Source organism: Bacillus yunxiaonensis (genome assembly GCF_037104695.1).
GTDB lineage: Bacteria > Bacillota > Bacilli > Bacillales > Bacillaceae_G > Bacillus_A > Bacillus_A yunxiaonensis.
Map to the genome: position 1 here is coordinate 273,332 of NZ_JBAWSV010000005.1, position 12,446 is coordinate 285,777.

The 12,446-nt window shown below is 37.3% G+C and carries 9 protein-coding genes and 1 pseudogene; 1 reads left to right on the forward strand and 9 read right to left on the reverse strand.

Translation table 11 applies throughout. The annotated features are described in order from the left end of the window. Positions 1 to 82: 82 nt before the first annotated feature. The 6 genes and pseudogenes from WAX78_RS16120 to WAX78_RS16145 form a co-directional block, all read right to left on the reverse strand. Positions 83 to 271, reverse strand: a pseudogene (locus WAX78_RS16120) (IS3 family transposase); the annotation flags it as partial. A gap of 100 nt (positions 272 to 371) precedes the next feature. After that, positions 372 to 1,358: a UDP-glucose 4-epimerase GalE gene (galE, locus tag WAX78_RS16125; protein WP_336483053.1), complete on the reverse strand. Its 987-nt coding sequence runs from the start codon at positions 1,356 to 1,358 to the stop codon at positions 372 to 374. Next, positions 1,355 to 2,884, reverse strand: coding sequence for a UDP-glucose--hexose-1-phosphate uridylyltransferase (gene galT, locus WAX78_RS16130; protein WP_336483054.1), 1,530 nt, complete (start codon positions 2,882 to 2,884; stop codon positions 1,355 to 1,357). The genes galE and galT overlap by 4 nt, the downstream gene beginning before the upstream one ends. Next, on the reverse strand, positions 2,881 to 4,050 hold the full coding sequence (locus WAX78_RS16135; protein WP_336483055.1) for a galactokinase: 1,170 nt from the start codon (positions 4,048 to 4,050) through the stop codon (positions 2,881 to 2,883). Before WAX78_RS16135 ends, galT begins: the two co-directional genes overlap by 4 nt. A gap of 172 nt (positions 4,051 to 4,222) precedes the next feature. Next, positions 4,223 to 5,254: a galactose-1-epimerase gene (locus tag WAX78_RS16140; protein ID WP_336483056.1), complete on the reverse strand. Its 1,032-nt coding sequence runs from the start codon at positions 5,252 to 5,254 to the stop codon at positions 4,223 to 4,225. Between the two features lie 20 nt (positions 5,255 to 5,274). Beyond that, the gene (locus tag WAX78_RS16145) at positions 5,275 to 6,729 is read right to left on the reverse strand and encodes a glycoside-pentoside-hexuronide (GPH):cation symporter (protein ID WP_336483057.1); all 1,455 of its coding nucleotides are present in this window, start codon (positions 6,727 to 6,729) and stop codon (positions 5,275 to 5,277) included. Positions 6,730 to 6,982: 253 nt separating this feature from the next. On the opposite strand from WAX78_RS16145, the gene WAX78_RS16150 reads away from it, so the two are divergent. Continuing rightward, positions 6,983 to 7,888, forward strand: coding sequence for an AraC family transcriptional regulator (locus WAX78_RS16150; RefSeq protein WP_336483058.1), 906 nt, complete (start codon positions 6,983 to 6,985; stop codon positions 7,886 to 7,888). Positions 7,889 to 8,454: 566 nt separating this feature from the next. Here the strand turns inward: WAX78_RS16150 and WAX78_RS16155 are convergent. From WAX78_RS16155 to WAX78_RS16165, 3 genes are all read right to left on the reverse strand, one after another. Beyond that, entirely contained in the window at positions 8,455 to 9,657 is a 1,203-nt protein-coding gene (locus tag WAX78_RS16155; RefSeq protein WP_336483059.1) for an L-lactate MFS transporter, read from the reverse strand. A 136-nt stretch (positions 9,658 to 9,793) separates the two neighbouring features. Further along, positions 9,794 to 10,534, reverse strand: a complete 741-nt coding sequence (locus WAX78_RS16160; protein WP_336483246.1) for a LytR/AlgR family response regulator transcription factor — start codon at positions 10,532 to 10,534, stop codon at positions 9,794 to 9,796. Continuing rightward, entirely contained in the window at positions 10,512 to 12,278 is a 1,767-nt protein-coding gene (locus WAX78_RS16165) for a sensor histidine kinase (protein WP_336483060.1), read from the reverse strand. Before WAX78_RS16165 ends, WAX78_RS16160 begins: the two co-directional genes overlap by 23 nt. Between the last annotated feature and the right edge of the window lie 168 nt (positions 12,279 to 12,446).

The window sequence follows — 12,446 nt, forward strand, 5'->3', positions numbered from 1 at the left end:
TTTACTCCAAAAATATACAATATAAAAATTATAAAAAAGCCACAGCACTTATGAAGTGCTGTGAACTAATGAAAGGCTTCGTAATTTTAATATCGGTGACCAAAACGTAACTAGTTACCCACTTCTCATTCGGCTTTGTCGCACTGAAATTGTGCGCTAACAGGTTTGGTGCGATCTTGACTACTTTCCCTCGGTAAGAGCGATACTTCTTCATACGGAGAAGACATTGTAAGCCCATCTCGTTCATCAAGCGACGGACAGTTTTATGATTGTGTGTATTTTAACATAAAGAAACACCCCAATAGTTAGCTTTTTTGTCTAACAATTGGGGTGCAGTTCATCCCTCTTAATGCAGTTCTTTTTCGAATGTTTTAATACCCTTCTGGATGACTTTGATGCCATTTCCATGCTGTAGCGATAATATCCTTAATAGAAGTATATTTTGGTTCCCAACCAAGAACTTCCTTGGCTTTCACACTTGATGCAATTAACACATCTGGATCACCTGGGCGACGTGGACCGATTTTTGCTGGAATTGGATGTCCTGTAACCTCACGAGCAGCTCTAAGCATTTCTTTATTTGAAAAGCCTTTTGCTGAACCAAGATTAAATACGTCCGATTTTCCGCCAGCTTTTAAATATTCTAGCGCTTTGATATGTGCATCGATTAAATCTACTACCTGGATATAGTCACGGATGTTCGTTCCATCCGGCGTGTTATAATCATCCCCATAAATCATGAGCTCATCACGCTGACCAAGTGCTACCTGTAAAATAATCGGAATCAAATGTGTTTCATGATTATGGGCTTCTCCAATTGAGCCATCTTCTTTTGCACCTGCAACATTAAAGTAACGAAGCGCCACATAATTCATGTCGCTTGCCTCGCTTTGCCATTTCATCATTTGTTCCATCATCAACTTACTTTGACCGTATGGATTGATTGGCTTTGTTGGAGCTGTTTCCTTAATTGGCATCTCTTCTGGAATTCCGAACGTTGCAGCAGTTGAAGAGAAGACAATGTATTTCACGCCGAATTCTCTCATGACTTCTAAGATAATCTGCGTACCGTAAACGTTGTTATTGAAATATTTCAATGGCTCTTCCATTGATTCACCAACAAGTGAAAATGCCGCAAAATGCATCACACCTTCAATATTCTTTTCTTGAGAGAAGACTTCACACATGAATTTCTTATCACGTATATCTCCCTTGTAAAAACGCGCTTTTTCATGCAACGACTCGATATGACCGGTCAATAGATTATCGATTACCGCTACATCATAGCCATTTGTGATTAATTGATTGACGGCATGTGAACCGATATAGCCTGCACCACCTAAAACTAAAACTGTCATCTAGTCATCACCTCTCGATTTGCGCTTTGTAATTCTTTGATAAAGCGATCCAACCCTGCCCTACCATCTTCATTTGCCTTATAGACACCAGCATCTTCTAAGATGCGTTCAAATTTTTTTGCAACTTCAGTTTGAAGAAAGCTTTGGATGGTCTCTTCCGTATAGCCGCCCTGTGCTTTTAATTCATCTGCCCATTTTTGATGGATTTCAGGAACATTGGCTTCCTTATCTAATAAGTACAGCTCAACTTCATGAAGCTCCTCAATCAAACGTGGAGGGAGAATCGCAAGGCCCATGACTTCAATAAGCCCGATATTTTCCTTCTTAATATGCTGTACATCTGGATGTGGATGAAAAATTCCATCAGGGTATTCTTCACTCACATTATTATCACGCAGTACAAGATCAATTTCATACTTTTCTTCGCGACGCCGCACAATTGGTGTAATTGTATGATGTTTTGTGCCATCTTTTGATTGCGCACGAATTTGTAAGGATTCATCTGAATAGTTCTTCCAACTTTCATGGATGTAGGTGCTGGCACTAATTAGTTCTTCTTTGTTTAAAGAAGAGAGGCGAATCACACTCATTGGCCAGTTGACAATACCGCAAGAAATATTTGGATAGTCACATAGTTCAAATGTTTTAAGAACTTTAGCCTTTGCCATTGGAAAGTTATGGCGTCCAGCTTGATAGTGATCATGACTTAAGATAGATCCTCCTACAATAGGTAAATCTGCATTTGAACCAATGAAATAATGTGGCATGATTTCTACAAAACTAAATAAACGAGAGAATGCCTCACGAGAAATTTTCATTGGTCGATGCTTCTTAGATAATACGATGGAGTGTTCGTTAAAGTATGCATATGGTGAATATTGAAAACCCCATTCTTCTCCATCTAGCTCGATGTTAATGATTCGGTGATTGCTTCTACCTGGGTGGTTCAAGCGACCGAAATACCCTTCATTTTCAATACAAAGTAAACATTTTGGATAATTGCCCCTCGGTGCATTTCTAGCCGCTAAGATCTCTCTTGGATCTTTCTCTGGTTTGGACAAATTAATAGTAATCTCAAGTTCACCATATCTTGATTCTGCTAAATAATGAATATTTTTTGCAATCGCACGGGTCTTTATATAATCATTGCGTTTACTTAGTTTAAAAAAATAATCCGTTGCTTGTTCAGGACTTTTGCGATATGCCTCCTGAAAATTCGCATTGACCTTGGATGGAAGCGGTGTAATCACGTTCATTAAAAGTGCTTCGAACATATCACGATTGGCTTGGTTTTTAGAGATAATAAGGTTTTCCGTCGCTTTATCCATAAGCGTATCCAACAGCACATGTGGGTCCGTTTCGACTACGCTAGTAATCTCTCCCATTTCCGATTCGCCAATCAAACGTAATAGCTGATTGTGCATATAAATTCGGTCATTTTCCTCAATGGCTCCATTCTCAATCGCAAGTGTAGTAAAATCATAAATTGCTTGGCATGTGTTCATCGTTTCCACCTCATTCATCATCCAATCACTGTAGTTCCACTACCAATGTGTGCCACATAAAAGACAGGCGCATATCCCACAACTTTGAGATATTCATCATAAACATTGTTTTTAAAAGTATGGGTTTCACTTTCTTTTACTAATGCGATGGCGCATCCCCCAAATCCTGCTCCAGTCATACGGGCTCCAAGCACACCCTCTTGTTTTTGCGCAGCGGCTACCAATGTATCTAATTCAAGCCCGGTTACTTCATAATCATCTCTTAAAGATGTATGAGAAGCATTCAATAGCTTTCCGAATTCTTCTAAATTACCTGCAGTAAGAGCTGCTTTGGCCTTTTTTGTGCGTTCATTTTCGTAGACTGCATGCTTCGCGCGTTTAATTAGGGTTTCATCTCCAATAAGATTTTGATTTGCATCAAATTCTGTTTCGCTTAGTTCTCCAAGTGCATGAATCTCTAACTTCGTTTGGAGACGTGCGAGTGCTTCTTCACATTCAGCACGGCGCTCATTATATTTTGAATCTGCTAGTTCACGACGTTTATTAGTATTCATAATTACAATAGCATAGTCGTCCAAAACCACTGGAACCATTTCATACTCTAACGTATTGGTATCAAGGAGAATCGCTTTGTCTTTCTCACCAAATCCAATGGCAAATTGATCCATGATACCAGAATTTACACCAATGAATTCATTTTCAACTTTTTTACCCATTTTCACTAATTCAAGTCGCGTTATGTCTAAGTTGAACAAGTCTTCTAATACTACGCCTACAAGTAATTCAAGTGAAGCACTACTTGAAAGTCCCGCTCCATTTGGAATCGTTCCTTCAACTAATAACTCAAAACCACAGTCTATTCTATGACCTGCTTCTTTCAGTGTTAAGATAACTCCTTTTACATAATTTGCCCAATTAGCATTTTTATCGTAATCTAGTTCATTCAACGTGAAGCTAATCACTCCAAGTTCTTCAAAGTTTGTTGAGTAAACTAATACTCTATCATCCTCACGGCGTCTAGCTACTCCATAAGTTCCATAAGTAATAGAAGCGGGGAATACATAGCCGCCATTGTAGTCTGTATGTTCTCCGATTAAGTTGATACGACCTGGAGAAAAATATTGAGTTGTTTCTTGAGGTCCAAATACCTCAGCAAATTTTAAAGCTAGTTCACGTTTCTTTTCCATAAGTATAAACCTCCCTTTTACATTCGGGAATTATCTCAGTATTCACTGGCTCACTTCTAACAATTCATCATTATTTCTAGACACAACATCGTATTTTAAATAAATTCTGATAGCAGTATCTAATTTTTTCTATACATGTTTCATATTTAAAGAGACTATCCAAAATATGATCTCAAATAATATGAAATTCTGTCATCGTTTGATAAGTTGAATCCGCCCTAAGAACTATATTCCCAAAATCAGAATACTGTTCAGCACCCGGGGAAACCTGTGTTTCAAAGGTAATTCCGCCATGGTTTGCAAGTTGCTTGCCATGCATGAGAGGCGTATTCTCACCAAAATTTGCCGTAAAGATGACGACACTTGGTTCTTTTGTGGCTATTTCAATTGTAACCACTTCATCCGGGCTAATGAGTTTCACTGAACTATGGGATAGTTCAGGTCGGTTCAAGAAAAATGGGTGATCAATTCCATCCACTAATTCTTTTTGACCAAAAGTACTATTGAAGGTTTCTTTGAGTTTAACTGGCTTTCGAAAATCAAAAGCAGTTCCTTCTACAGGCAACTTTTCACCAATTGGAATACTTCCCCAATCAAGTGGTGCAAATTTATCACTATCCACCCATAATGTGTGTTCATTTACAGGTTGCGTTACATCACCAGTTAAGTTGAAGTACACGTGATTTGTTGGATTAAACAAAGTATCTTTGTCACTTGTCGCCTTAGTTTCTACTTTCCAAACATTCGTGTTAGTTAACGTGTAACGTATCTCGACATCAAGATTCCCCGGAAAACCATTTTCACCATCTGGACTCACCATGTGAAATACCACTGAGACCTCATCATTATTATCGATAACTTGATATTGCCACTTTTTGCTTTCAAATCCTGGGGTACCGCCATGTAAAGTGTTTCCGGTCGTCTCATCGATTTGTACTTTATAGACTTGCTTATCAATTTGAAAAATTCCGTTTTTAATTCGTCCAGCTACTCGTCCAATTGAAGCACCAATATATAAATCCTTTTCAAAATATTCCTTTGCCGTATCAAAACCAAGTACGAGCTCACGTAGACCATTCGTTGTTGGTACCTTTAAACTCGTAATGCGAGCACCTAAATCTGAAACAGTCAATTGCAGGCCGTTCAGATTGGTAATAGTGATAATCGTATAACCTGCACCGAAATCTTTTGTTGTAATGTTCATTTTAGATATCCTCTACTTCTTTATTTAGCAAGTGAACCACTAGAATTGAACTTTTTAGTTGCTTTCTCGCCATGAGTTAGCTTTGCTTCTAGTTCTTTGACGATTTGTGCATGTTTTTTCTCTGTTAATGTGATCTTCCATGCGAAAATGATGGCAGAGAAAATCATGAGTGCTGCTGGAAGGTAGAACGCATAAAGATGAAACGTTGAAACACCCTGTGCAGTAATGTCTGCTGCTGTAGCATTGCCAGTCATCCCAGAAGCAACAGCTACAAACCCAACGATTCCGTTTGATAAAGCTCCGGCCATTTTATCGAGTAATGGACGAATTGATAAAGTCACAGCTTCGTTTCGGGTACCATTTTTCCATTGTCCATATTCAACTGAGTCGGTAATCGTCATCAAAGCTGAAAGGAAAATTAGCTGCTGAGGGAAGTAGTAGAGCACTAACCCCACAATAACCATTGGTAAACTTGTTCCAGCTAAGATGAAACATACATATGCCAGAAGCATCATCACAATACCGCCAATATAGACAAAACGTCTTGAAATTAATTTCGTGAGCATTGGGAAAAGTGGAACGGCAATTAAGCCTAATACAGCTGCAATTAATCCCACAATCCAGAACTCACCTGAATTTCCTAGAATATATTTGAAGAAGAAGAATAACACAGCAGTAGTTGCAACATTGGCAATCGCATATGCAATATATGAAAGTGCCAGCCACATCAGCTGATCGTTTTTAGCAATAGCTTTGAAAACATCTTTAAAGGCTACTTTTTCTTGTTGCTGACGAATTACGCTATCATTTTCTTTTGTGCCAAGTGCTGTAATAATTGCTGTTCCACCAGCAATAACAGCAGCAATCAAGCCAAACCAAAACCAACCAGAGGCACCTTGAGAATGTTCACCAGTCATCAAGAAAGTAAAGAAGGTAACGATTGGTACAACTGCTAGTGTAGTCCCATTTGCACCAAGTGATGAACCAATTCGTGCAGATGTTGCCAATTTTTCTCGTTCCTTGGTTTCAGTGCTTAGCGCTGGAATCATCGACCAAAAAGCAATATCCTTAAAGGAATAAAAACTATCGAGTAAGATATAAACAATTGCAAATAAAATGATGAACAGTGTAGTATTATGAATTGCAAGACCAAAGAAATTGGTAAATATGAATACAAGAAGGATAGAACTAACTACACCACCAATGACTAACCAAGGCTTAAACTTCCCGAATCTCGTTTTTGTGTTGTCAATTACTCCTCCAATAATCGGATCAAAAACAATTTCTACCAATCGGATTACTACGACTAAACTTGTAACAATTCCAATCATTTTTCCAGTCGTTGCTTTATCAGCCCCAGTGAACATCGCACTCGTAACAAAGACCATAAAATAAGTGCTCAAAGTTGCATAAAATATGTCATGACCAAATGCACCTAAGGCATAGGAAACACGTTGCTTTAGTTTTCCATTCATGTTCATTCTCCTCTTTTGTAATTTTTCCCACTACTTAAATTTAATAATGATAAAAGAGCGTTTACAAAGTTAAACATAAAAAAACTAACGAACTACATGAATCTCCTTCCTATCGTTTTCTTTTTCAAGTATAGTTTAGCAAGAAAGCGCTTTCTGTTTTATATCATTTTGTGACCTTGATTTAACCTTTTGTTGCATTTCTTCCTTCAAAAGGCAGATTAAGTTATAGTAATCACGAAGAGGGGCGAAACCCATGGAACAAGCAATCTTTATGAAAAAAGAACATCACCACTTCTCAAGCGAACTTTATTTTGATTTTTGTGGTTTTTCAAAAACACTGCCTTTTCATGCTTTTGGACCAGCTGTACGTAACAGCTACATTATTCATGTCGTGTTGGATGGAAAAGGAACGTACTATGTAAAAGATAAAAAATATTCATTAAAGAAAGGAAATATTTTTCTCATTCGTCCAGGAGAGTCAACCTTTTATCGCGCAGATGCAGAAGAACCATGGTTGTATGTGTGGCTGTCATTTGGTGGGAAGGTAGCAGACGAAATTATTCGTTATTCGAGTTTTAAAGAAGATAACTACTCTGTTACTTCAACTAATATTCAACAATATTCGGATATTATCTTGGAGTGTATGAATTGCTCCCATGGTACATTAGAAGATGAATTAAAGTTGAATGAGTTGACCTATCGTTTTTTAAGATTATTACTTACAGATGGTGGCGAATTATCAACAGGAGTAAAACAAAAGTTTTCACGACTCGCGATTGAAGCGATGATATATATTGGAGAGCACTATGTGGAGGAGATTACAGTAAGTAATGTGGCAAATCATCTTGCGGTCAATCGAAGCCATCTTTCGCGGGTCTTTCACAATCATTTCGGGATGAGCATGAAGGACTGGATTTTAAGAGTGCGCATTAATCACGCAGCGTATTTACTTTCAATGACAAATGAATCGGTAGAAAACATTTCTTATCAGGTGGGCTTTCGTAGTTTAGTAGTCTTTAGCCGCATATTTAAAAAAGTGACTGGAGAAACACCTACGCATTATCGAAAACGTATGTCGAAAGAGAATTTCCAAACAATCTCTTTATCAAGCTTGAAGTTCTTACTTGAAGAACAAGAAATTATTTCACGGGCCACTTAGGAAAAATGAATGAATTTTCTAGAATAGCAATTATAAATTCAAAAAAAGTACGAAGAATTTAAGTTGTAACGTAAACGTAAAGCAACTCCAAAATATACAATAATTGAGAGATTTTATAACCTCAAGCAAATCCACTCTACCATTAGTAGTCTCTATACGTACCACAAAACATCGAACCTATAAATTACGGATAACTAACAAAAAGCATGACAATTTTATGTCATGCTTTTTTGCCTATAAAAATTTCTTTTCGTACATTATTATTTTTTTAGTATAATAACGTAAAATTTCATTCAGTAGTACTTTTCATGCTTCATACTAACTTTCAACAGTACAGACTATTTTCATTACCCAGTAGCGGACTTTTTTCTCTTTAGACAAAAATTGTCAAAAGAGAAAAAAGTTCGCTACTGGCAAATCGCATAAGAATAGGATTTTTTGAATTAGTTGCACACTTTTTTACTTTTATTGTTCGTTATTTCACAATTATCTCCATATCAACTTTTATTGTATATTTTGGAATTACTTTACGTTTACTTTTAGGATGTAATAAAAATTGAAAATGCTCACGCTACGCTGCGATAATTTTCTTGTTTTTCTTTTTGCTGACTAGGTGGTCGAATGAAAATAGCGATAATAAATGACACGACACACAATGCGCCAATCACCATAAAAGTTGGTTTAAATCCACCTAGAAGTGCACCGATAAAGGAACCTGCGAGTGCTCCAAAACCAAAGCCTTGATACACGATTCCGTAGTTTTTACTATGATTTTTTAGACCGAAGAAATCACCAACAATGGCTGGGAAAATCGTGATATTTCCACCAAAACAAAAAGCTACGCTTGCTACACAAGCAAAATAGATGCCATAATTTAAGTCCACAAAACTAAGAACAAAAACAGATGTAGCTATAACAACAAACGTTGCGGTAACAATTTTTAAACGGCCGATTTTATCTGACAACGGTCCCAAAATGATTCGGCCAAGCGTATTAAAAATCGCAACCATAGCGACCGCATTAGCTGCTGTTGCTACGCTAAGTCCTACGAGTTGAACACCGATATCTTTTACCATACCAATTAAGTATAAGCCACTCATACATGATGTAAATAACATGACAAATAACAGATAAACTTGTTTTGTGCCTAGCATTTCTCTTGTTGTAAAGTCATGACTTTTTGTTTCATGAACTGTATCTTGTTCAGCCGCTTTATGGATTAAACAAGCGCCTATGACTACCATAACCGCGACAATTAAGCCCCAATATAAAAACGCTTGTGATACACCAACAGAAGCAATGAACTTTGCATTAATGTATTTAAAAATTAGGCTACCCGTGCCATATGCAGAGACAGATATACCAGAAATTAAACCTTTACGCTCCGGAAACCACTTTATTAAATTGGATAGTGAAGTGATATAAGCTGTACCATCTGCGTAACCTACAACAACACCTGCTAGTACATAAAGCATTGGTAATGAGGAAACTTGCGAACTAAGCATCAAGCCAATTCCTAAGGCTAATCCGGCTATCATAATGAGTTTACGAAGTCCCAATTTCTCTTGTAATTTACCCGCAAACAAAGTTGAAAATGCTAAAGAAAAGCTAGTGATTGAGAAGGTTATCGCAACAGCGTTAAGACTCCAGCCGTATTTACTCACTAAAGGCTGATTGAATAAGCTCCATGTATATATCGTTCCAAGTCCCATTTGTACAATGACTGTACCGAGGACAACAAGCCATGGATTAATAGATGAACGTTTCATACCATCCGCCACCTCTTTCGATTTGATAGCTTTATTGTATAGGATGTAAATGATTGCGTAAGCACTTACAACACAGAGCGTCAAATATATGAAATCAGTTACAGAAAAAGAAGGATGAAATGCAAAAAGCTGCTTGTTAAATACGAAGCAGCTTCTTTAATTCTTTTGCATAAGTACGGCTTACAGGCACTTTTGAATCCTCTTTCATAATTAAATTATACGTAGAGTTAAACCACGGCTGGATTTCAGAAATATGATTTATATTTACGATAAAACTGCGATGCACACGCAGAAAATTCATTTGTGGCAATTTCTTTTCTAATATGGCAAGCGTATCGTACGTCACATACGTATCACAAATCGTTTTCACAATTACTTTTCCGTCCAACAATCCAGCATATACGATATCTTCTATATTCACTAATACAATCGATTCATCAATCGGCAGCGCTAATTTTTCCATTCTGCTAGATACATCCGGCACATGTACTTCTTGTTTCTCCGCCATTTCATGCTGTTTTCGTTTTTTAAATTTCTTAAGCGCTTGGACAATGCGCTCTTCGTCAAACGGCTTTAAAATATAATCTAAAGCATCTACTTCAAATGCCTGAATGGCATATTGATCATAGGCCGTTGCAAATACAATAGCAGGTGGATTTTTCATCTTCTTTAGTATATTAGCAATCTCAAACCCATTATCATCCGACAGCTGAATATCTAAAAAAACAAGATCCGGTTTACTTTCTATCAACTTCTCTAACGCTTCTTCTACACTGTCTGCCTCATCAATCATATCGACCTCTTTCGTTCGATATAATAAATATTTTAATTCGTCACGCGCCAACATTTCGTCATCAACTACTAATATTCTCAATATCGCTTCCCCCTTTTCTTTGAATTGGAATCGTAAAGGAAATCTCCGTCCCTGCTTCCAGTTCACTGACAATATGAAGCGTTGTATCTTTTCCAAACAACCCCATTAACCGTTCATTAATATTATATAATGCTGTTCCCGTTCCTTTTTTTGACGATACAATTGCTTTTCCTAACCGCTCTAATCGCTCCGGTTCAATCCCTTGACCGTTATCTTTTACTTTGAAATGTACACTGTTTTGCTTGGCATAAACATGAATTTCAACTTGGCATAGAGGCTGTTTTTTAGAAAATGCATGACGAAGAGCATTTTCCACTAATAGTTGCAACACAAACGGTGGAAGCAAAATATTATGCAGTTCGTCTTCAATGTACATTTTTACCTCATATTTGTTCGGAAATCTTGCTTGTTCTAACGACAAATATGCATGCACATGATTCAATTCTTGTTCTAACGGAATGAGAAGCTGCCTTGCACCTTGTAAATTGCAGCGAAAATACACGCTTAGCTGTAACAATAATTTCCTTGCTTTCTCCACATCTGTACGACATAAAGCAGAGACTGTATTAATCGCATTAAAAAGAAAATGAGGGTTAATTTGTGCTTGCAGCGCCTTTATTTCCGCATCTTGCAATAATTTACTTTGCAGTTCTGCTTCTCCAAGCTCAAGCTGCGTTGAAAAGATTTTCGCTAATCCTTCTGCCAGCTCTTCCTCCACGGGGCTTAATGAATTGGGATTTTTAAAATAAAGCTTTAACGTACCGATGGTCTTTCCACGAGATGTGAGCGGAATCACGATTGCCGCTTGTAATAAACACCCTTCATGCTGACAATTAATCCCTTCGTGCGACTTTGCTTTCATAATTTCCCCGGTCTTTAACACCTCTTTTGACAATTCAGTAATTAAGCTATGGGAAGGAATATGATGATCAGATCCTAATCCAACATGTGCTAATATTTTTTCTGTATCTGTTAAAGATACTGCATCTGTTCCTGTAAAGCGATGGATAATTTGTGCCACCTGCGTACATGATTCTTCCGTTAATCCTTGGCGGAAATACGGAAGCGTTTTATCAGCAATGAGCAATACTTTATGCGTTTGTAATGCCTTCGTATGTTCTTCTTGTCGTATAATGGACTGAATCATTGACAATAGAATATAACTTCCGAAACCATTTACAATAATCATTGGGATTGCAATAGTTTTCACAATGCTCCAGCCGTCATCAATTATGAAAAGAATCATAAGCATTTCCAGCGATACCATACAGATGCTAAGCACTGCAGAAAACTTAGGGGTTACAACGTGATTCCGTTTTTGATATAAATAGCCAATATAACCTGTCACAATCCCAGCTAAAATAGAAGAGATTGCACAGCTTACTGCAGTCGTTCCCCCTAGCACAAAACGATGAATGCCAGCTATAAATCCTACTCCTATTCCAACAATTGGACCTCCAAGTAACCCGCTAATTCCAATTCCCATAATACGCGTATTCGCAATCGTACTAGAAGAAGAGACGCCCCGCAGCCAGTTATCATTCATAATCGTATTACCAGAAATCTCAATCCCTGTGTAGTTGCTTACAATTGTAAATAATGAAAATATGCCAATTAACATAAAGCTACCTTTATAGCCATCTTGCTTATGTAGCAGCCAACGGAACGTCTTAATATGCGAAAGTAAATATCCTAAAATAACGATTAAACCAACGCGTTCAATCATCATCAATAATAAATCTCCCATTTTATGTCCATCCTTCATGTATTCACTTTATTTCATTCAATATATTACATGATTATGTTTATACCGTAAATGTTAATAGAATCCAAAAAAATACTATAAAGATTGATTTTAGAGTTACCTTTTGTTTACTTCACTTTTTTCGGTCTTTGCAACTAGATGGTAAATCCA

What these genes read in the sequence shown, in the direction of transcription:
- WAX78_RS16155 (WP_336483059.1), bottom strand. Translation starts at nt 9,657, where the DNA reads ATGAAACGTTCATCTATTAATCCATGGCTTGTTGTCCTCGGTACAGTC.
- WAX78_RS16150 (WP_336483058.1), top strand. Translation starts at nt 6,983, where the DNA reads ATGGAACAAGCAATCTTTATGAAAAAAGAACATCACCACTTCTCAAGC.
- galT (WP_336483054.1), bottom strand. Translation starts at nt 2,884, where the DNA reads ATGATGAATGAGGTGGAAACGATGAACACATGCCAAGCAATTTATGAT.
- galE (WP_336483053.1), bottom strand. Translation starts at nt 1,358, where the DNA reads ATGACAGTTTTAGTTTTAGGTGGTGCAGGCTATATCGGTTCACATGCC.
- WAX78_RS16165 (WP_336483060.1), bottom strand. Translation starts at nt 12,278, where the DNA reads ATGGGAGATTTATTATTGATGATGATTGAACGCGTTGGTTTAATCGTT.
- WAX78_RS16140 (WP_336483056.1), bottom strand. Translation starts at nt 5,254, where the DNA reads ATGAACATTACAACAAAAGATTTCGGTGCAGGTTATACGATTATCACT.
- WAX78_RS16145 (WP_336483057.1), bottom strand. Translation starts at nt 6,729, where the DNA reads ATGAATGGAAAACTAAAGCAACGTGTTTCCTATGCCTTAGGTGCATTT.
- WAX78_RS16135 (WP_336483055.1), bottom strand. Translation starts at nt 4,050, where the DNA reads ATGGAAAAGAAACGTGAACTAGCTTTAAAATTTGCTGAGGTATTTGGA.